This window comes from Chryseobacterium arachidis (genome assembly GCF_900129245.1).
Lineage (GTDB): Bacteria > Bacteroidota > Bacteroidia > Flavobacteriales > Weeksellaceae > Chryseobacterium > Chryseobacterium arachidis.
Genome location: NZ_FQUT01000002.1, coordinates 248,507 through 272,839, shown reverse-complemented (window position 1 = coordinate 272,839; position 24,333 = coordinate 248,507). Strand labels below are relative to the sequence as shown.

The window sequence follows — 24,333 nt, the reverse complement described above, 5'->3', positions numbered from 1 at the left end:
TCAACTCAATTTTCTACACTATATTTGTGCTAAAGATTTGATACTTGAAATTTTTCATATCCTTTTTCATTGTTTTTACCATCGCCATTCGTCCTGTTTTGCCGATGTTAAACTATGTGATTAATTATGATTATATCGTAAAAAATCTTTGTGAAAACAGAAATGTCGCAGATTCCAACTGTAAAGGAAAATGTTATGTCGGAAAAGAACTGGCAAAAACAGAAAAGCAATCCAACAATGGTCAGAATGTAAAACTTGTGGGTCTGGATGTATTTCTGTCTCACGAAATTCTCTCTTTCTCAGAATTTTCTCAATCAAATATTCAATTAAAAAATCCCAATTCGGATTATATTGATTTTCACACTTCAGAATATTTCTCCCGAATATTCCACCCTCCATTAGCATAAACTTTATTTAAACTAAATTCTTCGTTTAGATTTATCTATCAATTTAAATTCTTATAAATACGATAAATTCTATGCAGTCTGCTTAAAAATCGATCAGATTTCCTTAAATGATCATAACCACTTAAATATCTTAATGGTTCAAATTTCAGCAATCCAACATTAAATTTAGTTTAAAAACCAATTATTTAATTCAATACGATTATTAATTTCAATTTAAAAATAAAATGAAATCAAAGATTTTATTAACGGCATTTTTGTCTGTTTCATTATTAGCCTGTGCGCAGGAAACCCCGAAAGTAAAGCATAGAAAGAAAAATACTCCTATAAAAACAACCGCTCAAAAAGTAAAGTTTGCCAATTCCTTAGACCCGATATGCAACATGCCAACGGAATCCGATATGAAAGATACAGCGGTGTATAAAGGAAAAACGTACGGTTTTTGCAGTGCTTACTGTAAAGACGAATTCAAGAAAAATCCTGAGAAGTATGCCCAAAAATAAAAAGCAGAACAATACGAAAAGCAAAATCATTATTCCGATTGCAGTGATTGCTTTGTTGTTTGTGGGAATCGGGATAGGGATGAGCTATTTTAAGAACAATCTTTACACGGTAATGAAAGTTCCGGATTTTGAACTGACGGATCAGAACAATAAAAAAATTACCAATAAAGATATGCTTGGAAAAGTCTATTTAGTCGAATTTTTCTTCAGCAAATGTCCTACGATTTGTCCGGTGATGAATACCAATATGAGACATATTGAGGATGAAATCAACAGTCCTGATTTCGGAATTATATCCATCAGCATCGACCCGGAAAATGATACTCCTGAATTATTAAAGCAACATGCCAAAAAGATTGGAGCAAAATCTGCGAACTGGCATTTTCTGACAGGAAACCGGGATTACATTGGAAATTTGGCTGATCAATTCGATATTTATGTAGGAGATAAAGAAGACGAAAGCGAAAATCTCAATCATAGCGGAATGATTGCGCTTGTCGACCAGGAAGGAAATATCCGTTGCCGCTACAACAAAGAAAATATGCCGATTCTGTACTATTCAGGATTGAATTATGAAGAAAAAGAAGGAACAATGCCCAAATTAAACGGGAAGTACCATCCTGACAGAGAAATCTTGATCGAGGATATAAAAAAATTATTGAAATAAGGCAGGAAGCCTGAAGCTGGATGAGGGAAGTCAATAACAGGCTATAAAAACTTCCATCATCCAACACCCATCTTCCAGCAAAACAGACAAATGTTCAACCATATAAACAAAAAGTTATGAAGATTTTTAAAATCGCTGCACTAAGTGCGGTTTTCGCGGCGCAGTTTGCGTTGGCACAGTTCAAGCAGACGCCTTTGCCGTACGCTTACAATGCATTGGAGGGAAATATAGATGCGCAGACTATGGAAATTCACTATTCAAAACACGCAGCAGCTTATGTTGCCAATTTTAATAAAGCCATTGCAGGAACTCCCCAAGAAAAGCAGACGTTGTTTCAGATTCTTTCAAAAGCGGGAACTTTACCGATGGCGGTAAGAAATAATGCAGGTGGTCACTACAATCACGAATTATTCTGGACAGTTTTAACACCGGAAAAAAACACGCAGCCCTCTGCAAAATTAGCAAAAGCCATCAACGATACTTTCGGAAGCATGGAAGCTTTTAAAGAGAAAATGGCAAAAGCGGGAGCAGACCGTTTCGGTTCGGGATGGGCTTGGCTTTCTGTAGATAAAAACGGGAAATTATTCGTTTCTTCAACACCCAATCAAGACAATCCTTTGATGGATGTTGTGGAAGAAAAAGGTACACCCATCTTCGGAATAGACGTTTGGGAGCACGCTTACTACCTGAAATATCAGAACAAAAGAGCTGATTATCTGACTGCAATCTGGAATGTAACCAACTGGAAAGAAATCAGTAGAAGATACGACGAAGCATTAAGCAAAAAATAATCTTTTGAACCTAATTTGCAGCATATTTCTCACCTTTTTTACGGTTTTCAGGCCTCTGATTCCATTGGTGGAGTATGCTGTAAATTATCAGTACATCAGCAAAGAACTCTGCGTCAATAGGAAAAATGTGACGCTCCACTGTAACGGAAAATGTTATTTGGCCAAAGAATTATCCAAAACAACTGATACAGATTCTTCACCTCTACACAAAACAAAAAATTCGGGACAGAAATTACTTGATATTTACATTCTTCCCGAAATCACCGCAGTCAAAACCACAGAAAAGTCACTCTTTTCCCACTGCAGTTTTCTTTACAAAACAGGCTACTCGTTTCTGTTTTTAAAACACATTTTCAGACCACCGGTTTTTTAAGTTAATATTTTTCAAATCTTGTTTTACTGCAAGAGTTTTCATAGTTAAATTTTTAGAAATTAAACGTGTAGTTGTCATTCCGTAGGAATCTCAGCAAGGATTTTCACGTAATAATTTTAAAAACTCCGCTTAGATTCCTACGGAATGACAAAGTGGGCTTTAGGTTGTGCGAACTTTTGCAGTTTAAAAAACTGAATGTTGCATCATTCAATAATCATTTCTATTAAAAAATTTCAACTTAAAAAATCAAAAATGAAAATTTATAAATTTTTATCATTTTTCTTTATTGCCTTTACTTTTTTCACTGTTACATCATGTAGAAACAATGATGACAACGATTCATCATCAGAAACCAAAGGAAAACTTCAGCTCAAATTTGAAAACGGATTCAACAATCTCGGAAATATTGTACTCAACCAAACCACACAAACTTCGTCGAGCGGACAGAAACATCAGTTTTCAACCTTAAAATACGTCATCAGCAACATCAGCTTAATCGACGAAAGCGGAAACGAGTTCAAATACCATGAAAATAATCCCGACAAAGGCGCTTTCATCATCAATCAGGAAAACGCCGTTGCGGGAATTGTCTACGTAGATTTAGATGAGGTTCCGAAAAACAATTATAAAAAGATAAAATTCGGATTAGGAATCAGTCAGAACGCTTATCTGCTCGGACAGAACGGACAGGCAGAATTCTGGGAAAAAGCTAAAAAAGAAAGTCTCACCTGGTCTTGGGCTGCAGGATATATTTTCGTAAAACTCGAAGGAAAATACGGAACAGGTTCTGCCAACACAGAATTCATGAACCACACCGGAAACATGGGAAATGTAACCGCAAACAATACCCCGGATTTGTATCGTGAAGTAACTTTAGATCTTCCGACAACCGCAAGAGTTTCGGGAACGATAAAACCATCGATTCATATTCTTGCCGATTTAAACCAATATTTAAGCGGAGAAACAGCAATAAGTCTTTCCACAGCAAATGATATGGCGATGGGCTCCAATCAACATTTGGTCAATGTGACAAATAATCTGATAAAAATGTTTAAAGTAGACCACGTTCACAATGATTAAGCAGATTGTTAAAACAGGAATTCTTATTGTTTCTTTTCTGGGTTTCATTTCATGTTCTGAAGAAATTATTCAGCCTTTGGAAAAAGACGAAGCAGTTAATCTTCAGTTTCCGCTTTATTTTCCGGAAATGACTTTCGACAAATCAGAAAATCCCATCACAAAAAATGGGGTGGAGCTCGGTAGAAAATTATTTTATGACGGAAGACTTTCAAGAAATAATACGATTTCATGCGGCTTCTGCCATATTCAGGAAAATGCATTTACCCATCATGGTCACAATGTAAGCCACGGAATCGATGACCGATTGGGAATCAGGAATGCTCCACCCATTCAGAATATAATTTTCCTGAAACGGTATATGTGGGACGGAGTAATTCATAATTTAAATGAACAGCCGATTATTCCGATTACAGATGCGAATGAAATGGACAGTTCAATGCCTGAAGTCATTACAAAACTCAGCAAAGATGACTTATATAAAAGGTTATTTAAACAAGCTTACGGCGATGAAAATATTACCGGAGAAAGAGTGTTGAAAGCACTGTCACAGTTTATGGCAACTTTGATTTCAGCAGATTCAAAATACGACCGTTTCAAACAGGGAAAAGAAAATCTAAGTTCTGAAGAATCTCAGGGAATGGCTTTGTTTCAGCAGAAATGTGCTTCGTGCCACAGCGGAGCATTGTTTACCGACCAAAGTTTCAGAAATACGGGAATGTATTACAATCCGCAGTTTAAAGATGCAGGAAGGCATCGGGTAACACTGGAGCAAAAAGATTGGATGAAATTTCGGGTTCCGAGTTTAAGAAATGTAGAATACACCGCACCTTATATGCACGACGGAAGATTTTACACATTGGAAGCGGTGCTCAATTTCTATTCGGATAGTGTAGAAGACAATCCTAATCTCGACCCGCAACTGAAACAGAACAACCATATCGGAATTACAATGAATGCTCAAGAAAAGCAATTCATCATAGCGTTTCTCAAAACTTTGTCAGACAAAAATTTTATTACCAATCCGAAGTTTGCGGAATAATTTTATTTAAAATGAAGAAATTATTTTTTATCATAAGCCTGATTCTATTTAATTTGAATCAGGCAAAAACCATCAACGACAGTTTATTTAGTCCGAATAATTTTCATGATGAAATTTTGTTTAACGAATGTGATGCTTGCGGATGCGCTGCCGGAAATGGCTCTTCAGGTTTCGAATCTCTTTTGAATCCCCAATTTATCGGAATTAAATATTTTGCCCAGCATTACAAAGCGAAAGAGAACTTATTTGTCAATGATTTAACGCAAGATCAATATTTCAATACGATTCAGCTTTGGGCTAAAATTCCTTTGACTCAGAAATTAGGTGTTTATGCAAGTTTGCCATTTCATTTTCACGAAAAGAAAACTTTGCAGGGCGACATCAGTATCAATGGAATCGGAGATTTTAATCTGATGGGGATTTATAAATTAATCAATTCAAAAGACAATACGCACGAGCTGAACGGTGGAGTAGGTGTGAAAGTTACGCTCGGAAAATTTGATGAAAAAGGAATTTCAGGTGTCAATCCGAGTTTTCAGTTAGGAACAGGAAGTTGGGATTATCAGGCGGTTTTGAATTACAGATTCCAGAAAAATAAACTGGCTGTGCTTCTCAATACCGATTATACTCTTAAAACTGAGAACAAAAAGCATTACCAGTTCGGCAATCAGTGGAATTATTCTGCAACAGGATTTTATCAGATTTTGTCAAATGATAGAATCATTTTCTCCGGAAAAGCAGGTTTTCAAGGTGAATTTTATGACAGAAACAAACAATTCGATGAGGTTTTACCCAACACAGCCGGAAGTGCTCTGTATGGAAAGTTGGGTTTTGAAGCATCTTACAAAAAACTCAGTTTGGGAACTGAATTGATGCTTCCAACGTATTCCAATTTAGCAGGAGGAGATATTGAAGCGAAATCAAGATTCAGTATTTTCTTGAATTTTGGGATTTAATTGAATTTTCTATTTGTTTTTAAACGCAAAGATTTTATTCAAAAACACTTTACCTAAAGGAGCAAAGATGAACAGCGAAGCTGTTTGATGAAGCTATGTAAAAACGTTCGCTTAGTCAAATCAATTTTAATTGATTCATTCTTTGCTCCTTAAAAATAGACACAACAAAAAAATAAAACTTTGCGTTAAAAAAAAGCATTTTAATAATTCTATTTTTAAATATATTTAATTGAAAATCATGTAATTAAATTCAATTTTGATTCTGTGATTTATTTTCTATCTTTGCCGCAATCTGGTGAGCCATAAAAAGCGCTTAAAAGGGAATCCGGTGAAAATCCGGAACAGACCCGCTGCTGTAAGCTCCATACCAAAGTTTTTGATGTTTATATCCACTGTTTTTAATGGGAAGGATTTCAAAAACGGAGTAAGTCAGAAGACCTGCCAGAAGATTTAACGTTTGACGCTTTCGTGGAATAAAGCTTAGGACATCATTGATTTTGTGCGGTTTAAGGCTGTGCTTTGTCGGTGTATTCTTATATCCATCAGCGTCATCATTATTCTGAATGAGCTAATGGTGACTACAGTTTTTACATCTCAACTTCAAAAGGTTGTTTTCGCAGTTTTTGTGTTAACGGCTTCTCTTATATTTTCACAAACCAAAAAAGATTCTACAAAAGAGCAGGCGATTTTACCTGTTAATCTTCAGAAAAAGAATTTTAAAGAAATCCTGCCTGCTCAGGTTTTATCTGGCGAACAGTTGGAAAGGCTGAACAGCCAGTCGGTTGCCGATGCTTTGCGTTATTTTGCAGGAGTTCAGATTAAAGATTACGGAGGAATCGGCGGCCTGAAAACTATTAATATCCGAAGCATGGGAAGCCAGCATGTCGGGGTTTTTTATGACGGCATCAGAATGGGAAACGCTCAGAACGGAATTGTGGATTTGGGAAGATTCTCGCTGGATGATATGGAAGAAATCTCCCTGTATAACGGGCAGAAAAGTGAAATTTTTCAGCCGGCTACAGATTTCGGTTCATCAGGCTCTATTTATTTACAGCCTAAAGTTCCCGATTTTAAAGCTAATCGAAAAACGAATCTGGTTGTTAAATTCAAAAACAGTTCGATTGATTTGTTTAATCCGTCTTTCCGCTTGGAACAGAAAATTTCGGATAAAATTTCGGCAAGTTTCAGTTCAGAATTTTTACAGAGTGACGGGATTTACCGATTCAGGTATAAAAAGAAATATCCGGACGGTACGATTGCCAATGATACGATTGCTAAAAGATTTGATTCTGATATAAAATCAAAACGCTTTGAAACAGCTTTCCACGGTAAAATGAAAGACGGAGAATGGTCGGTTCGTGGTTACGGCTACCTTTCAGACAGAGGAATTCCGGCGGCGATTGTGAACAACCGTTTCGGCGGAAGGGGACAGCGTTTAACAGACGAAAACTATTTTGTTCAGGGAAGTTTCAGAAAGAAATTATTCCCAAAATTTGAAACTCAGCTGAAGGCCAAATTTGCTTATGACTATACTTTTTATGCGGATACCCTTTCAACGGAAACGGCGTACCCGGCTCGTAATACCTATATTCAGAAAGAATTTTTTGTTTCATCCTCTAATCTGTATTCTATCAACAATGACTGGGATGTAAGTGCGAGTGCGGATTTTCAGTACAATACTTTGGATGCGGATCTTTATAATTTTTCTTATCCTGTGCGGTATACTTCTTTGGTGTCTTTTGCCACGAGATATCAAGTAGGGAAATTAAAATTTCTGGGAAGTATCTTAGGAACTTTTGTGCATGAGGAAGTTGAAATGAATTCAAAGTCACCGGATAAAACCGAATGGACGCCCGCCGCTTTCCTTTCTTATAATCCTTTTACCAAAAAAGATTTCACGGTAAGAGCCTTTTATAAAAGGATTTTCAGGATGCCGACCTTCAACGATTTGTATTATACGGTCATCGGAAATGTGATGCTGAAACCTGAATTTACCAATCAGTACAACGTTGGTTTTACCTACGAAAAACAATTTAACGGAAGGTTTTTAAAGCTTCTTTATGCTAAAGCAGATGTATATTTCAATAAAGTAGAAAATAAAATCATAGCGGCTCCGACCGGAAATCTCTTCCGATGGACGATGATGAACCTGGGTGATGTGGAAATCCTCGGAACCGATGTTCATGTTCAGGCAAACCTGCAATGGGGAAAAGTCACTTTAAAGCCACAAATCAATTATACATTTCAGAGCGCAAGAGATTTTTCAGACAGAGGCGAATCTTATTTTGGAGACCAGATTCCTTACACGCCGTGGCACAGCGGAAATTTTGTAATGATGGCAGATTACAAAGACTGGAGTTTCAATTACAGTTTTATGTATGTGGGAGAACGTTATGATGGCCAGCAGAATAATATTCAGTTTAATTATATCCAGCCGTGGTATACGCACGATTTGTCTGTGCAGCGAAAAATAAAATGGGGAGAGCATCAGTTTAAGGCAAGTTTTGAAGTGAATAATGTTTTCAACCAGTATTATGATGTGGTGTTGAATTATCCGATGCCGGGAAGAAATTTTAAACTTATTGTAAGCTTTACATTATGAAAAAACTAAACTTTTATATCCTGATTTTTACCCTGATTTCGCTGATTTCATGTAGAACCGATGAATACATTCCTCGTGAGGAAACGGAAACAGGGCTTGCCCAGCCTGAAAATACAGCCATTAAAGGTTTCTATGTTTTGAATGAAGGAAATATGGGCAGCAATAAGTGTACGCTTGATTTCTTTGATTATACAACCGGGACTTATCACCGTAATATTTATGCAGAAATCAATCCTAATGTTATAAAAGAATTGGGTGATGTGGGAAATGATATTAAGATCTACGGCGGTAAAATGTATGCCGTAATAAATGTTTCCAATAAAATTGAAGTTCTGGACGCGAAAACAGCGAAACGCATCAAGACAATTCCGTTACAGAATTGCAGGTACATCACCTTTAAAAACGGAAAAGTATACGCAAGTAGCTATGCCGGGCCTGTAGACATCAATCCGAATGCTCCGAAAGGAAAAGTAGTTGAAATTGATACGGTTTCCCTTGTTGTCGAACGTCAGGTGACTGTAGGTTATCAGCCGGAAGAAATGGAAATTGTAGGCAATCAGCTTTTCGTGGCGAATTCTGGTGGTTATATGGTTCCTAACTATGATAAAACGGTTTCTGTGATTGATTTGAATTCATTTACCGAAACTAAAAAAATCAATGTCGCCATCAATCTTCACCGACTTAAAAAAGACAGCGACGGTGATTTGTATGTGAGTTCGAGAGGAGATTATTACAGCGTTCCGTCGAGTTTGTTTTTGGTGGATGCCGCAACCGGAGTGGTGAAAAAAGATTTTCATATGGCAGTAAGCGGAATGACCATTGTGAACGACAAACTGTATTATTATGGCAACGAATTTAATTATAACACCCATACTTCCACAAAGACTTTTGGAATTATCGATGTGAAGACCGAAGAAATTATTTCCAATAAAATCATTGATCAGGAATATGTGGATGGAATTAAAGCTCCCTATGGAATTGCTGTCAACCCGATTACTGAAGACATCTATCTGACGGATGCGCGAAATTATGTTTCGACGGGATATGTCTACTGCTTTGATAAAAACGGGCACTTCAAATGGAAGACAGAAGGCGGAAACATTCCTGCGCACTTTGTTTTTTTATATAAATAAATCAAATCTAATATGAGTAAAAAATTTTTGAACAGTATTAAAACCGTACTTCTTTCAGCGGTATTGATCGGAACCATCGGCTGTAAAAATGATGATGCCAGAGACGAGTCCAACTTCAACGGACTGGAAGAATCTTATACAATTGACCGTTTCAAAGTACTAAGTATTCCTACCAATGTTTCTGGAAATATTACCTGGAGCATTAATGATTCTATTATTTCTCAGGATTCCCAGCTGGAATTCATTAGTCCGGTGGTGAAAACGTATCCTTTAACTTTAAAAATAGGAACGGGAGCCGATATAAAAACGTATCAGTCGAAAATTATTGTGAAGCAGGAAGCGGGAACATACAGCAAATACATTTCCAATGTTTTCGATTTCCGTCCGGCAGTCGGGCAGTTTACCAATGAAATGCCGGAATATGAAACGGGGAATTCCTACAGCCAGATGCTTCAGAAGGCAAAAGAATCTTTGGTAGGCGGAAGCTCTTCAATGATTACACTGGGTGGATATGGAGGTTATATTGTTTTCGGTTTTGACCATACCATTCCGAACATGAATGGCAAAGATTTTAAAATCCTTGGAAATGCATTTTTTGGAAATTCATCAACTGATCCGCGTTCGGGTTCTTGTGAGCCTGGAATTATCATGGTGGCTTACGACAGAAATAAAAACGGAAAGCCAGATGACAACGAATGGTACGAAATTGCAGGCAGCGAATATTTTAAAAATACAACCGTAAAAGATTACAGTATTACCTACTTCAAGCCTAATGAAAGTAAACCTCCTGTTTCCGGAGCCGAATTTTGGCAGACTGATATTGAGTATATCAAATGGCAGGATAATCTGGGAAATTCAGGGTTTAAAACAAAAAATGCTTTCCACGCACAAAGCTATTATCCGTTATGGATCGGCGACGCGTCTTACAGTTTTACCGGAACTAAGCTTGCGAATAATTATTACGACGAGAGCGGAACGGGATCTTATTGGACAGGAAAATCGTATGACTACGGCTACGCAGACAATGCCCCGAACAATGATGAAGCTTCAAACATCGATATCTCGTGGGCGGTGGACAGAAGCGGAAAATATGTAAAGCTTCCGGGAATCGATTTTATAAAGATCTACACCGGAGTGAATCAGGAAGCAGGCTGGGTAGGAGAGGTTTCTACGGAAGTTGCAGGAGCCTACGATTTACACCTTAATTAAAAATTCAATAATAAATAGTTATAATTAAATCAAAAATGAAAAAGTTTTACCTTTTTACATCACTTCTTTTAGCGTGTGGTCTTTCGAAGGCGCAATCTGCTTTTACCAATGGATATTTCATGGTTAATGAAGAATGGTTTGGCCACACCAACGGTTCGGTAAATTTTATCCAAAACGATGGAAGCGTCAACTACAGAATTTATAGCAATGCCAATAACAATCAGGCTTTTGGGGCTACCACCCAATATGGTACGATTTATGGGGATAAATTTTATTTTATCTCTAAACAGGCTGCTGAAGGTGGAGATACACAATATACTGCGGGAGGAAGATTAGTAGTTGCCAATGCACAGACTATGCAGAAAATTGCTGGATTTAATACGATCGGAGGAGACGGAAGGTCTTTTATCGGTGTTAATGAGCACAAAGGATACATCGGAGCTTCTAACGGGATTTATACGTTTGATATTGATAACTTACAGGTCGGAGCTTTAATTTCCGGAACGGGAGGCGGACAGATCGGAAATATGATCAGGACTTCCCAGCATGTTTTTGCCGTAAAGCAGGCTGCGGGTATTTTGGTGATCAATCCGAATACGGATGCTGTTATTACTACGATACAGGGGTCTTTTCACTCTGTAGTGCAAGCAAAAGACGGAAGTGTTTGGGCCATTCAGAATCAGAAATTGGTAAATATCAATACAACTAATTTTACTACGACCACCTACAATATTCCGACCACTCAATATTTGGGAAGTTGGGGAGCATGGAATGCGGGAAGCTTTACAGCAAGCACTCTGAACAATACTTTGTACTGGATGAATTCTGTGAATAGTTTTGTTTCAGGAGCTCAGATTATCAAGTTTGATGTAACAACGAAAACATTCAACGAAAACTTTGCTGTTCTTCCGGGACAGACTGGAAGTTTTAAACAGATTCCTTATGGTGCAGGATTGAGAGTAAACCCTGTAACCGACCAATTGATCGTTAATACCACGGAAAGCGGCTACGGAACCCATTATCTGAACAATTGGATTCATACGTATGACAACACCGGAAATTTAACAAACACCATTAAGCTAGATGACTATTACTGGTTTCCGGCGGTGGCTGTTTTTCCGGATAATACCACTCCGGTTATCAATAATTTGCTTCCTTCACAAATTAGTGTAAATAGTTTAACGACAATTGATTTAAAAACCGTAATTTCAGATACAGATAACTTGTCAGCGGCGATTGTTAAAACGGTAAAGTCTAACAGCAATACAAATGCAGTTTCTGCGGTGATCAATGACAGTGAAGAATTGGTGCTAACGCCTCATTCTAATGGAAATGCTGAGATTGTGGTAAGTTTCAACTCAAATGGTAAAGTTGTTGATAAGGTTTTGTCTATAACAAGCTCTACTTCGGTGCTGGCAACGGCTGAGGTAAAAAAATTAGAATTCAGTATTTACCCTAATCCGGTAACTGATATTCTCAACATTCGAACTCAGGAGAAGGTTTTAAATATTTCTGTGTACGATATGTCCGGCAAATTGGTTAATGCTCCGTTCAGTAATGGGCAGATCAATGTAAGTATGCTTCCGAAAGGAGTGTATATTCTTACAGCAAAAACCGAAAAAGCGGTCTATCAGCAGAAAGTTATTAAAAACTAGATCTTAGTAGCATATCCTAATTTTGTTTTGCCTCCACCTTTTGCCTTTGGTGGAGGCTTATTTATATTAAATACCAAGTTAGAATATTTTGATAATTTATAATTATCTATTGGCTTCCACTTTTTTAATCTATTAAGAAATAAATGTTCAGTTCTTTTATTTGAATAACTTTGCTACATGCAAGAAATATACGAATTAAAGAATCTGTTGATGGATGATCCGGAGTGTTTTGAGGAATATTTATTATTATCTCAGGTTCACCATTTCAATGTTTTTAATCGTTCTGAAATCTGTGAAAAAACCCAGCCTTTGCATAGAAGCGATTTTTATAAAATTTCATTAATAAAAGGTCGAGGAATATTGCAAGTAAGAGATGAATTAATTGAAATCAATGGAAATGTATTGATATTTTTTAATCCTACTGTTCCTTATTTTTGGCAGACTTTAGCAGAAGAAACTCCGTCTTATTATTGTTATTTTGATAATCAGTTTCAAACCAAATTATTGAATAAAGATTACTTTCAAAAGTCGGCATTGTTTACATCAAGCATGAATCCGATATTTTCATTAACGGATGAACAGGCAGAAGATGTTCGCAGGATTTTTGAATCTATGTTATTGGAAATCAATAGTGAATATCATTATAGATATGATATTATTGCAACTTATCTTCAGTTACTTTTACAGAAAGCATACAAATTTCAGAATATTTCAGAAAAATCATCAGCGAATAAACCCGCTGCAATACGACTAACTTCGAAATTTTTAAATATGCTTGAAAATCAGTTCCCAATCGATTCTTTAGAACATTCTTTAAAATTAAAAACACCAAATGATTTTGCAAATGAGCTTTCCATTCATGTTAATCATCTTAATTATGTGATAAAAGAAGTTACAAGCAAAAGCACTTCCGAAATTATTGCTTCCAGAGTTCTTACCGAAGCAAAAGCATTATTAAACCACAGTAATTTTGATATTTCTGAAATAGCATATTTACTTGGATTCGAATATCCTTCAAACTTCATTACATTCTTCAAAAGACATACAAAAGAAACTCCTAAATCTTTCCGTAAAAATTCGTTTTCCAATATTCAGAATATTTGATTTGAATAATTTTCGATTTGACATGAAAAATTTATTTTTCTGACTTCAATCTAACTTTGCTCTAGTGATTATTTTAAAAATTACATGTTTAAAATTTAAAAATAATATGAAAATAGGAATCATTGGAACCGGCCCGATTGGAAGTACTCTGGCCAAAAAATTAGGAAATGCGGGGCACGAAATTAAAGTCACAAGTAAAAGCTCAGAACATGAACTTTCAGAAACCGCAAAAAAATTAGGTGTTGGACATTCGAGTCTGCAAAATATTGCAAAAGATGTTGATATTGTGATCGTTGCGATTCCAACAAGCGCAATTCCCACTTTGCCTAAGAATTTATTTGAAGGAATTTCAGATAAGGTAATTGTTGTGGATACAAGCAATTATTATCCTACAAGAGATGGAATTATGCCTGTTTTTGATAATCAACTGGAAAGTGTTTGGGTTTCAGAACAATTGGGAAGACCAGTTGTTAAAGCTTTTAATAATTTATTGGCTTATTCTTTAGAAAATGAAGGAAGACCAAACGCGGAAGATAATAGAGTGGCAATGGCAATTTCGGGAGATGATGAAAACGCCAAAAAAATTATTTCTCAGCTTATCGATGAGGTTGGATTTGATGCTGTTGATAGCGGTAATCTTTCGGAATCATGGAGACACCAACCCGGAATGCCTTCTTACTGTACAGAATTAAATGCAAAAGAACTTACTTTGGCTTTGGCAGATAAAGATGAAATAAAAAGGCAAGCAGCAACTTTAAGAGACAAATCAATGGAGATTTTTATTAGTCTGACTGAACCTCCAACTCATGAATATGTTCTGAATATACTCCGATCATTATTTCCAACGAATCCGAAAAGGTAGAAAATTTCATGAATTTTAAATCCTCTATCTTAATTTTGATAGAGGATTTTATTTATTTTTTAAGGTTGGGCAAAAAAGCCGTGATGATTCCCATTAATGGTAAAAATGCACAAATTTTAAAAACATATTCAATACTTGTATCATCTGCAACAGCTCCTAAAACAGCCGAACCAATTCCTCCCATTCCAAACATAAAACCAAAGAATAATCCGGCAACCAAACCGATTTTATTAGGCATCAGATCTGTTGCATACACTAAGATCGCTGAAAATGCAGAAGCGATAATTAACCCGATTAATACAGCAAAGACAATCGTCCAGAATAAAGAAAGATAAGGAAGACAAAGCGTAAACGGCGCTGCTCCCAAAATCGAAATCCAGATGATTTTTTTTCTTCCGTATTTGTCACCTAATTTTCCTCCTAATATCGTTCCCACTGCAACTGCTGCAAGGAACATGAATAGACAGAGCTGAGAATCGTGTACCGAAAGATGGAATTTATCAATTAAGAAAAAGGTAAAATAATTCGTCATCGAAGCCAGATAAATATATTTCGAAAAAACCAACGCCAATAAAATCGTAATCGAGAAAATAACTTTCTTCTTTGAAAGATTAATATGAATAACATCACTCGGATGTTTCGCTGATTTTTTTAAACTTAATCTTTCTGCATACCAATTTCCGATTCTCCACAAAACAATGATTCCGATAAAAGCTGCGATGGCAAATAACCCAACATAACCTTGTCCTAAAGGCAGAATAATTAAAGCAACCAGCAAAGGTCCAATCGCACTTCCCGAATTTCCACCAACCTGAAATATCGATTGTGCCAAACCTTTTTGTCCTCCCGATGCCAATTGTGCCACTCTTGATGCTTCAGGATGAAATACGGATGAGCCCATCCCAATTAAGGCTACCGAAATAAGAATAACATAATATTGATGCGCTGCGGAAAGCAATAATAATCCTGTCATTGATAATCCCATGCCGATGGCTAAAGATCTGGGATTTGGTTTTTTATCGGTATAAATTCCTACAAACGGCTGTAAAATAGAAGCTGTAAGTTGAAATACCAAAGTGATGATTCCAATTTGTGCAAATGATAATCTGAATTCACCTTTTAAAATAGGGTAAAGTGAAGGAATTGTGGATTGGATGAGGTCATTTAAAAAATGAGAGAAGCTGATCATAAACAAAATCGGATAAACAATCTTGTTGGTGTCAATGGTCTTGGTATTTATATTTTCCATAATATTAAATAATTATTCATCATATCATCTGATGAATTTTGTTAAAAAATTTTTAATAAATCTGATCAACAATTTTTTGTGCGATCACTGCTGCTTTTTCTGAATTCTTATCTGCAATAGATAGGTAAAGTTCTGTATGGATTTTCTGAGAAATCTTAAATGATTCCGTATTATGATGTCTGGTTCGGAAAGAGCTCATAATATGTTTTGTGGCAACTTTATAAATTTCCTTTAAGAGTTTGTTTCCGCAGGCTTCAGCAATCGCTAGATGAAAATTAATATCTGCTTCATAACATTCTGATGCTTTATTTTCTTCCGCAAACTGATTTCTAAGATTTAAATAATTTTTTATTGTCGCTAAATCTTTTTCGGTTCTGTTCAAGGCTGCTTTTGCTGCAATTTTAGAATCAAGCAAAGAACGGACTTCCTGCACTTCTTCAAGTTCAGCTTTATTCATTTGCGATTCTAAAGATTCTTCTGCATTTTTAGAAACCACAAAAGTTCCTACACCTTGCTGCACATTCAAAATTCCTTTGATCGATAAAATTTTTATGGCTTCACGAATGCTTGAACGGCCAACACCATAGATTTTCATCAGCTCAGGTTCAATAGGAAGCTTCTCTCCAATAGCATATTCATCGTCAGATATACCTTCGAATAATCGTTCTGCCACTTCTTCCGCTAAAGTTTTTCTTTGAATCTGCATATTAAAACATCATATCATCTGACGAATTACAAAGATATGATTTTGAAGTTTATTTCAAGTAAGTGTATCGATGATTTTTGACATATTTAAAATAAAAAAAGAGATCTCGAATTGAAATCTCTTTTGTAGCCCGTAGGGGAATCGAACCCCTCTTACCAGAATGAAAATCTGAGGTCCTAACCGATAGACGAACGGGCCCGCTATCTTCCACAATCCGAAGATTATGTGTTAGTTTTTGTTTTTATAAGTTTACAACTCTTAAATTAGTAGCCCGTAGGGGAATCGAACCCCTCTTACCAGAATGAAAATCTGAGGTCCTAACCGATAGACGAACGGGCCAACTATATAATTACGCTAATTTATTAACGTGCTTAGTTAACTTACTTTTCAAGTTAGCTGCTTTGTTTTTGTGGATAATGTTTTTCTTAGCTAATTTATCCAATAAAGCGATAACTTTAGGTAATTGCTCAGATGCAGCTGCTTTGTTCTCTTCGTTTCTTAACACTTTCATTGCTGTTCTAGCAGTCTTGTGATAGTATCTGTTACGAAGTTTTCTTACTTCGTTTTGTCTAATTCTTTTTAAAGCTGATTTATGATTTGCCATATCGTTCAAATGTGAGTGCAAAAGTATAAACTATTTTTTTATCTACCAAATTTATTTTCAAAAATTTTTAATTTTCTTCTGATAAATATTTTTTCAGTTTATTTATTGCCTGTTCTATTTTAATATTCTCTTCTTCTCTTTCTAATTTTTTGATAGTGCTCGTAAGCATTACCAGCGCATTGTTCCATTCTCCAGTGGTATTGGTGAAGGTAAGTCCGTCAATTGTTACTTCAAAAGTCACCCTCTCTCCAGTCCTGTCTAGTCTGAAACTTATTTTATCATCCCTGCCTGTAATCCCGTCTTCATTGATTTTTAAATCATAACTTTTTGGGTTAGAGTGGATTTTCTTAAAAAGCAGTTTAGCTTCTTGTATTTTTAAATCCGGCATGATATAATTTGCAATCTTAAATAAGAAATTGTCATGGTCTTTTATTAATTTAAATTAAAGATAAGTCAAAATTTTAAATTATAAAACATCAACAAACCTTTTTGTTAAACAAAATCAAAGATCAATAAATCTCCCGTTTAAGGTGGTGCAAAGGTAATATTTTTTTCTTTTATTCAAAATATTTGTGTGGAATTTATTTTTATTAATAGGTAATTGTCTGATAACGAATTTGCTATTTCTCAGAAAATTTCTTTAAACCCTTGCCGGGGCTTTATATAGGATATCAAATATTTCTTTAATCAAGTTTTATTAATGATTTAAAACCCTGTTTGGGCTATCCACTAAAACAAAAGCCCTCATAAAGAGGACTTTTAAATAAATCTTATGGAATTAAGAATTCTCATTGTAGGGCATATCAACCGGTTTGGATTCCGGAGAGCCTTTTTCACGCAGCCAGATTGATAAGAAAACCAACGAAAAAACCGCCAGAAACTCGCTCTGCCAGTTTTGAAAAGACTCAAACCAGAAGCGGGATTCTGCCATGTATTGAAATACAGTCACTATTTTCTCGTTCTTCATCACCTGTTCCTCATTATAATCTTTCAGGCTTCCGTAAAAATGTAGGATAAAGCTTGCCAAAAACAATACCGCAAAAGCAATTGACAAAGAATGTTTATAAATCTTCAGATAGATACCTCCTTTTTTCACCGGCCATGGCGCTTTTGGGTGTGGCTTCGGTTCTTTATCCACATCCTCTTCCTTGTCCAGAGATTTAGATTCGCTGGAACCCTTCTGCCTAAGAGAAACTGTAAGAAGCACATAAATCATCATCTGCAGAAATTCACTTTCCCAATTTTCAAAAGTTGCCTGAATAAAGTGTCCGCTTTGAAGATATTGCTTCAGGGTTAACATATTTTTGCCATGTTCCAGCAATTCCTTGTTTTCTGTCTTCCAACCCGTCAGAAATTGTCCCAGGAGACATAAAAGCATAAGAATAAGTAAAACAATACTTAAGCTGTTTCTATATAAAAAGCTTGATTTAGACATGATGTAAAAATTAAGATTCAGACTCGGATTCAATTCTCTGCAAATCTTTCACGGTAGGCCCTGTCAGCATTTTTCCGTTTACATTAAACCTGGAGCCGTGGCACGGGCAATCCCAGCTGAGCTCGGCACAGTTCCAGCGAACTTCGCATTTTGCATGAGGACAGGTGCTTTTTACAAGATGGATTTTTCCGTTGGCTTCCTTATATAGAGCATATGATTCACCTTCGTACTTTACAACTTTTGCTTCTCCTTCTTTTACTTCGGCCAGCGACCTGATTTTTTCTGCAAAGAGTTTATCTTTAATAAAATCAAAAGCGACCACGGCTGTTTCCTTTACAAAATCTGTAAATCCAGCTACAGGCTTTATTCGGGAAGGATTAAAAATATCCGCATATTTATTTTCTCCTTTAATAATAAGGTCAGATAAAATCTGTGACGAGAGGGTGCCGAAAATCATACCGTTTCCGCGGAAACCTGTAGCCGTAAATATTTTTCCGTTGCTTCCGGGAAGCTTTCCAATGTAAGGAAATCCGTCTACGGGTTCGTAATACTGGCTCGACCAGCTGTAAAATACAGTATCTACATCAAAATGATCGCGTACATAATTTTCAAGCCTTGAAAAGCATTCTCCTGTATTTTCCTCATGACCTGTTTTATGATCCTCTCCTCCCGCTATCAAAAGCATTTTTCCGTCGATTTCCTGAGTTCTGTAGTAATGATAAGGATCTGTAAGGTCGTAGCCTAATGCCTGAGGATAGTCGTTATTCTTTAAGCTGAATGCCAAAGCATAACTCCGGTAAGGAGCATTAATAAAATTCAGAACGTTAATTCCCGGCGGAATGTGGGTTGCATAGACTGCATTTTTAGCCTTAATTTCACCCTGCGATGTATTTAAAATGACAACCTCATCCTGCTCATCGTGGCTTTCGCAGACACAGTCTTCTTTAATTTCGCCGCCTAAATTCAGAAATGCTTCACATAAAGCTTTGATATATTTAACGGGATGAAACTGTGCCTGATCAGGAATAATTACGGCATTTACAAACGGAACCGGAAATGGTATTTCATGAGTGAAATTCATGACATGACCTACTTCTGCAGCACCGGCGACAATATCTTTCAGTTCTTTTTCCTGTTTTTCATCCAGGGCGAAAAGATAGGCCGGCTTCCTTTCAAAATCACAGTCTATAGTAAACTGATGGATGTTATTAGCGATCATACTGATGGCTTCCTGGCCTACCTCAGCAAACAATTTAGCATTTTCCAGTCCGAAATCGCTGATGGCTTGCGGAAAAGTGGTGTCAAAGAAATCATTAAGATGAGCGGTTGTTCCGACGGTGGTTCCAAAGCCAATGTTTGAAGCTTCAATAATAATACATTTTTTTCCTGACTGCTGCAGTTGTAAGGCGGTGGAGACTCCTGTAATACCTCCGCCAATTATGGCAACATCATATATTTTATTACAATCGGCAGTAGAAGTAAATTTTTTTGTTTCTTCCTGCCATATACTTTTTCTTGCTCCGTCTCTGTACATACAATTATTTTTATGGTTTAACAAGAGAACAATAGAGCCTGAAAATCAAGCTCTATTTGTTTAAAGGGATAGAATCGTTTTCTGTTGGATTACCATTCCTGGATTTTTGACCTTCAGAAGGATGATCATACTTATTTTTAGGCTCATCTTCATCAAAATCGCATTTACATGAAGTAGATGCTGCAAGACAAAAAAGTCCTAAAAGCATTGCTGCTGTTGTTCTCATATCTTTTTCAGTTATCTTTTTATAATATTTTTTACTTTTCTGAGCTGGGCTTCTGCATTTCTCCCATCCTGTGCGCGGCCATGCTGTCTGTTGAAAGATTGGTCATGGCTACAGATAATTTGTTCTTTAATCCTGAAATGACTTTGTCGTCACCGTTCATCAAAGCATTGTATCCGTCAGCAGCAACTTCCTCTGCAGACATCAGATTATCCGGATCATCGAGTATTTTACTTTCATTCATATCTGCTTTGTTGAAGAAATCGGTATCTGTAGGACCCGGCAGCAATGCTGTAACGGTAATCCCAGAGTCTTTAAGCTCTTCTCTGATGGCTTCAGACCAGGACAGAATAAATGCTTTTGTACCGTGATATACCGAATGCCAAGGCCCGGGAGCTTTACTTGCAATAGATGCCAGATTTAATATTTTCCCGGAACCTTTTGCAAGTCTGTCTTTTAAAAACAGCTTAGTAAGGATGATAACAGAAACAATATTTAAATTCACAATATCTACTTCGCGGTGAATATCCGTTTCTTCGAATTTTCCATAAACACCCTGTCCTGCATCGTTGACAAGGATTTCCGGGCTTATGCCGTTCAGTTTCAATTCAGAATATAATGAATAGGCATCTTCCTGTTGGAACAAGTTTTTGGCAATGGTAATTACATTAATTCCAAAACTTTTAAACTCGTCCGCTCTTGCTGATAATTCATCATGATTGCGGGCGACAATCACCAAGTCGTAGCCGTTTTTGGCAAACAGCTTTGCCAATTCATAGCCAATTCCGCTGGTGGCTCCTGTTATCAGTGCATATTGATTTTTGCGTTCCATAATTCTTTGGTATTTGGTAATTATCTAAAATGCTGAAGTTTTCCAGGGATCGAGAACTACCTTTACGCAGCCGTCTTCTTTTTTATCGAAAATCTGATATCCTTTTGCCACGTCTTCTAGAGAAAGACGATGGGTAATAATGTCATTTAAAGTAACTCTTCCGCTCTGAACATGATCCATCAGCTGGTCTATAATGGCATGGACATTACACTGGCCTGCCTTGATGGTAATTCCTTTATCGAAAATCTGCCCTAGTTTAAAGTTATCGTAATTAACAGGATACACTCCTAAAATAGAAACAATACCGCCACGTCTTACCGCGCTCATGCATGCTTCCAGAACTTTTATAGAGCCTTTTTCAAAATTTAAAATGGCTTTTGCTCTATCCAATAAATTTCTATCCGGTTCGAAACCCACTGCTTCAATACAGAGATCGGCTCCTCGGCCATCTGTCATATCTCTTATTTGGTCGATTACCTCCTGTCCGTCTTCCCATAAAATGGTATCACAACCGGTTAATGATTTAATCTGATCCAGTCTGTACTGTTGGGTATCTATTACAATTACTTTTTTGGCATTGTGGAGAATGGCACTTTTGGCAGACATTGATCCTACGGGCCCGGCTCCGAAAATGGCCACCGTTTCGCCTCCTTTAAGCTCTCCCCACATTACACCTGTATAACCTGTCGGGAAAATATCGGTAAGGAATAAAACCTGCTCGTCGGTAAGCGTATCGGGAACCTTTCTGGGGCCTACGTGAGCGTAGGGAACTCTTACATATTGGGCCTGTCCGCCGTCGTAGCCTCCGTACAGATCACTGTACCCGAAAAGGGCGCCGCCTTTATCGGTCAAAATTCCTCCTTCCGGACCGTAATGTTCTGGATTGCTGTGTTCGCAGGCTGTTGGAAGATCGTGCTGACAGAAAAAGCAGCTTCCACATGAAATGGGGAATGGCACTACAACACGGTCTCCAACCTTAAGGTTGGTAATGTTTTTGCCGGTTTCTTCCACAATTCCCATAAACTCATGTCCCATTACCATTGGCCGGGCTTGAGGAATGCCTCCTGAGTACATATGTAAATCGCTTCCGCAGATAGCGGTGGAAGTAACTCTTAAAATAATATCATTTTGATCTTTAATGATCGGATCATCCACGGTATCGCAAGTAATAATACCGGGTGAGTGTATAACTGCAGCTTTCATAATTTTAATATTTAATGTGGTGTGAGGTGTGTTTAATTATTTCGTTCCTGTTCAAGGTGCCAGACTCTGTGTTGGGCAATGGCATCGATAAATTTGCTTTCAGGATTTTCATCTTCCCAGGAAACAATAGCTGGATCTATATGGCTTTTTAATCCCACATTACTGTTCATGTACAACGGTTCTGTACCTTCTCCAAAATAAATGGTTTTGCAGTGTTTATAGGCTTCATTAATAAATTGCAGTACCTTATGTTTGTTGTCCGGAGCCAGCAGCTCTTTGGTAGAATCTTCACCTGTACTTATGAATAAAGCATCGAAACATACACTCGCTGTACTGGTTAATGAATGTTTGGGTGTTAACGCCGATCCATCATTGGTGGTAATAGGTGCTAAACTTGGCGCAATAATTTCTACTGTAGCGCCTTCATCTTCCAGTTTCGCTTTTAAGTCATTAACACTGCCTGCATCAGCACCATTGGCTAAGATAAAACCAATTTTTCTGCTTTTAATAGTATCTTTTACCGTATTTTCCATGCTTAAAGCATCTGAAATCTTCGTGTGGGCTTCTCTTTCTTCACTCTGAAGATCTATATGATTGCTGTCTGCAGGGAGACTCTGGTTGGGAAACTCCAATTCTGTTACTTCAACGCCTGTTTTTTCTGCTACTTTCTGGGCTAATACTTTATCCACAAAATTGAGCTGACCTACCATTCTTTCACGTATGGCTGGAATGGTCACTTTAGACAATTCAAAGATCAATGCATTCTGAAGATGTATTTTCTCCGGAGCCGACTGGCTGTTGTAGAATAATTTTGCCTGAGAATAATGATCGACGAAACTTTCACTTCTCTGTCTGATTTTCGGGCCGGAAATAGTTTCCTGATGAGAAGTAAATCCGCCTTCGGACATCATTGCCTGGAAAGGGCATCCTCCACCAATAGAATTGGGTTCGTAGCTTACTTTTCCTTTGGCAATCTGCTGTCTCATATATCCGTCTCTCTGGTTATTGTGGACGGTTTTTATTGATCTGTTGATCGGGATCTCGTGGAAGTTGGGACCGCCTAGTCGTATTAATTGGGTATCGGTGTATGAGAATAATCTTCCTTGTAATAACGGATCGTTGCTGAAATCAATTCCCGGAACGATATGCCCCGGATGGAAAGCCACCTGCTCAGTTTCTGAAAAGAAATTCTCAGGATTTTTATTTAAGGTTAATGTTCCGAAAATTTCTACGGGAACTTCTTCTTCAGGGATTATTTTGGTAGGATCAAGAATGTCAAAATCAAATTTGTCTTCATCTTCTTCCGGGATGAGCTGTACTCCGAAGTCCCATTCCGGGAAATCACCATTTTCTATAGATTCCCAAAGATCTCTTTTGTGGAAATCGGGGTCTACTCCTGAAATTCTCTGCGCCTCGTCCCAGGCAACGGAGTGAACTCCCAGTTTCGGTTTAAAGTGAAATTTTACAAAATGTACTTTTCCTTCATCATTAATAAATTTAAAAGAATGTACGCCAAAACCTTCCATTCTGCTGAAGCTTCTCGGGATTGCCCTGTCACTCATCAGCCACATGATCATATGTGTGCTTTCGGGCATTAAAGAAATAAAATCCCAAAAGGTATCGTGTGCTGAAGCCGCCTGAGGAATTTCATTATGAGGCTCGGGTTTTACTGCATGTACCAAATCCGGAAACTTAATGGCGTCCTGGATAAAAAATACCGGAATATTATTGGCTACGAGGTCGTAATTACCTTCTTCTGTATAGAACTTTATAGCAAATCCTCTTACATCCCTTGCTAAATCTGTACTTCCTCTGTTCCCTGCAACGGTAGAAAATCTTACAAAAACAGGTGTTTCTTTTCCCACTTCTGTTAAAAATTTTGCTTTGGTATATTTCTCAAGGCTCTTGTTTAAGGTAAAAACTCCGTGTGCGCCTGAACCACGGGCATGAACCACTCTTTCGGGAATCCTTTCGTGATCGAAATGGGTTATTTTTTCTCTGAAGATAAAATCTTCCAATAGGGTAGGCCCTCTGTCTCCTGCTTTTAAGGAATCCTGATTGTTATTGATCTTAAGACCTTGGTTGGTTGTTAGTTTTGAGTCTTCGTTGGAAGTAATGTGTGATTCTAGCTGATCTAGCTTTTCATTAGACGGTTTCTGGTCTTTCATA

Annotated in this window: 24 protein-coding genes, 2 tRNA genes and 1 riboswitch; of the genes, 14 read left to right on the top strand and 12 right to left on the bottom strand. The window is 37.2% G+C overall.

Annotated features, from left to right (window positions below; all coding sequences use genetic code 11):
* Positions 1-44: 44 nt before the first annotated feature.
* From BUA89_RS05035 to BUA89_RS04970, 14 genes are all read left to right on the top strand, one after another.
* Complete coding sequence (locus BUA89_RS05035; RefSeq protein WP_072953677.1) at positions 45-407, top strand: hypothetical protein; 363 nt, start codon at positions 45-47, stop codon at positions 405-407.
* Between the two features lie 224 nt (positions 408-631).
* Complete coding sequence (locus BUA89_RS22690; RefSeq protein WP_083531607.1) at positions 632-907, top strand: YHS domain-containing protein; 276 nt, start codon at positions 632-634, stop codon at positions 905-907.
* Positions 894-1,574 carry an SCO family protein gene (locus BUA89_RS05025; RefSeq protein ID WP_178362432.1) on the top strand — a complete coding sequence of 227 codons (681 nt, stop codon included), beginning with the start codon at positions 894-896 and terminating at the stop codon, positions 1,572-1,574. The genes BUA89_RS22690 and BUA89_RS05025 overlap by 14 nt, the downstream gene beginning before the upstream one ends.
* A 116-nt stretch (positions 1,575-1,690) precedes the next feature.
* A complete protein-coding gene (locus BUA89_RS05020; protein ID WP_072953675.1) occupies positions 1,691-2,365 on the top strand; it encodes a superoxide dismutase in 675 nt (224 codons plus the stop codon).
* Positions 2,366-2,369: 4 nt separating this feature from the next.
* Entirely contained in the window at positions 2,370-2,738 is a 369-nt protein-coding gene (locus BUA89_RS05015) for a hypothetical protein (protein WP_072953673.1), read from the top strand.
* Positions 2,739-2,990: 252 nt separating this feature from the next.
* On the top strand, positions 2,991-3,818 hold the full coding sequence (locus BUA89_RS05010) for an MbnP family protein (protein WP_083531620.1): 828 nt from the start codon (positions 2,991-2,993) through the stop codon (positions 3,816-3,818).
* A complete protein-coding gene (locus BUA89_RS05005) occupies positions 3,811-4,857 on the top strand; it encodes a cytochrome-c peroxidase (RefSeq protein ID WP_083531606.1) in 1,047 nt (348 codons plus the stop codon). Before BUA89_RS05010 ends, BUA89_RS05005 begins: the two co-directional genes overlap by 8 nt.
* An 11-nt stretch (positions 4,858-4,868) precedes the next feature.
* On the top strand, positions 4,869-5,813 hold the full coding sequence (locus BUA89_RS05000; RefSeq protein WP_072953671.1) for a transporter family protein: 945 nt from the start codon (positions 4,869-4,871) through the stop codon (positions 5,811-5,813).
* 276 nt (positions 5,814-6,089) lie between these two features.
* Positions 6,090-6,273, top strand: a riboswitch (cobalamin riboswitch).
* Positions 6,274-6,384: 111 nt separating this feature from the next.
* Entirely contained in the window at positions 6,385-8,415 is a 2,031-nt protein-coding gene (locus BUA89_RS04995; RefSeq protein WP_072953669.1) for a TonB-dependent receptor plug domain-containing protein, read from the top strand.
* A complete protein-coding gene (locus tag BUA89_RS04990; protein WP_072953667.1) occupies positions 8,412-9,548 on the top strand; it encodes a YncE family protein in 1,137 nt (378 codons plus the stop codon). The genes BUA89_RS04995 and BUA89_RS04990 overlap by 4 nt, the downstream gene beginning before the upstream one ends.
* A 12-nt stretch (positions 9,549-9,560) precedes the next feature.
* The gene (locus BUA89_RS04985; RefSeq protein ID WP_083531605.1) at positions 9,561-10,757 is read left to right on the top strand and encodes a cell surface protein; all 1,197 of its coding nucleotides are present in this window, start codon (positions 9,561-9,563) and stop codon (positions 10,755-10,757) included.
* A 35-nt stretch (positions 10,758-10,792) separates the two neighbouring features.
* A complete protein-coding gene (locus BUA89_RS04980; RefSeq protein ID WP_083531604.1) occupies positions 10,793-12,412 on the top strand; it encodes a DUF5074 domain-containing protein in 1,620 nt (539 codons plus the stop codon).
* A gap of 177 nt (positions 12,413-12,589) precedes the next feature.
* On the top strand, positions 12,590-13,516 hold the full coding sequence (locus BUA89_RS04975; protein ID WP_083531603.1) for a helix-turn-helix domain-containing protein: 927 nt from the start codon (positions 12,590-12,592) through the stop codon (positions 13,514-13,516).
* Positions 13,517-13,622: 106 nt separating this feature from the next.
* Positions 13,623-14,378, top strand: coding sequence for an NADPH-dependent F420 reductase (locus tag BUA89_RS04970; RefSeq protein ID WP_072954267.1), 756 nt, complete (start codon positions 13,623-13,625; stop codon positions 14,376-14,378).
* 52 nt (positions 14,379-14,430) lie between these two features.
* Here BUA89_RS04970 and BUA89_RS04965 read toward each other — a convergent pair whose 3' ends face one another.
* The 12 genes from BUA89_RS04965 to BUA89_RS04915 form a co-directional block, all read right to left on the bottom strand.
* A complete protein-coding gene (locus BUA89_RS04965) occupies positions 14,431-15,627 on the bottom strand; it encodes an MFS transporter (RefSeq protein WP_083531601.1) in 1,197 nt (398 codons plus the stop codon).
* A gap of 52 nt (positions 15,628-15,679) precedes the next feature.
* Positions 15,680-16,333: a FadR/GntR family transcriptional regulator gene (locus tag BUA89_RS04960; protein ID WP_072953663.1), complete on the bottom strand. Its 654-nt coding sequence runs from the start codon at positions 16,331-16,333 to the stop codon at positions 15,680-15,682.
* A 126-nt stretch (positions 16,334-16,459) separates the two neighbouring features.
* Positions 16,460-16,531: transfer RNA gene (locus tag BUA89_RS04955), tRNA-Glu, on the bottom strand.
* 69 nt (positions 16,532-16,600) lie between these two features.
* Positions 16,601-16,672: transfer RNA gene (locus BUA89_RS04950), tRNA-Glu, on the bottom strand.
* 10 nt (positions 16,673-16,682) lie between these two features.
* Positions 16,683-16,937 (bottom strand): 30S ribosomal protein S20, encoded by a 255-nt coding sequence (gene rpsT, locus BUA89_RS04945; protein WP_072953661.1) that lies wholly within the window; start codon positions 16,935-16,937, stop codon positions 16,683-16,685.
* 67 nt (positions 16,938-17,004) lie between these two features.
* Complete coding sequence (locus BUA89_RS04940; RefSeq protein WP_072953659.1) at positions 17,005-17,325, bottom strand: hypothetical protein; 321 nt, start codon at positions 17,323-17,325, stop codon at positions 17,005-17,007.
* 390 nt (positions 17,326-17,715) lie between these two features.
* Positions 17,716-18,372 (bottom strand): DUF6766 family protein, encoded by a 657-nt coding sequence (locus tag BUA89_RS04935; RefSeq protein WP_072953658.1) that lies wholly within the window; start codon positions 18,370-18,372, stop codon positions 17,716-17,718.
* A gap of 10 nt (positions 18,373-18,382) precedes the next feature.
* Positions 18,383-19,906, bottom strand: coding sequence for an FAD-dependent oxidoreductase (locus tag BUA89_RS04930; protein WP_072953656.1), 1,524 nt, complete (start codon positions 19,904-19,906; stop codon positions 18,383-18,385).
* Positions 19,907-19,958: 52 nt separating this feature from the next.
* Positions 19,959-20,132 (bottom strand): hypothetical protein, encoded by a 174-nt coding sequence (locus tag BUA89_RS23070; RefSeq protein ID WP_178362431.1) that lies wholly within the window; start codon positions 20,130-20,132, stop codon positions 19,959-19,961.
* Positions 20,133-20,163: 31 nt separating this feature from the next.
* Positions 20,164-20,961: an SDR family NAD(P)-dependent oxidoreductase gene (locus tag BUA89_RS04925; protein WP_072953654.1), complete on the bottom strand. Its 798-nt coding sequence runs from the start codon at positions 20,959-20,961 to the stop codon at positions 20,164-20,166.
* Positions 20,962-20,985: 24 nt separating this feature from the next.
* Entirely contained in the window at positions 20,986-22,164 is a 1,179-nt protein-coding gene (locus BUA89_RS04920; protein ID WP_072953652.1) for a zinc-dependent alcohol dehydrogenase, read from the bottom strand.
* A 32-nt stretch (positions 22,165-22,196) separates the two neighbouring features.
* Positions 22,197-24,332, bottom strand: coding sequence for a catalase (locus tag BUA89_RS04915; protein ID WP_072953650.1), 2,136 nt, complete (start codon positions 24,330-24,332; stop codon positions 22,197-22,199).
* Position 24,333 lies beyond the last annotated feature (1 nt).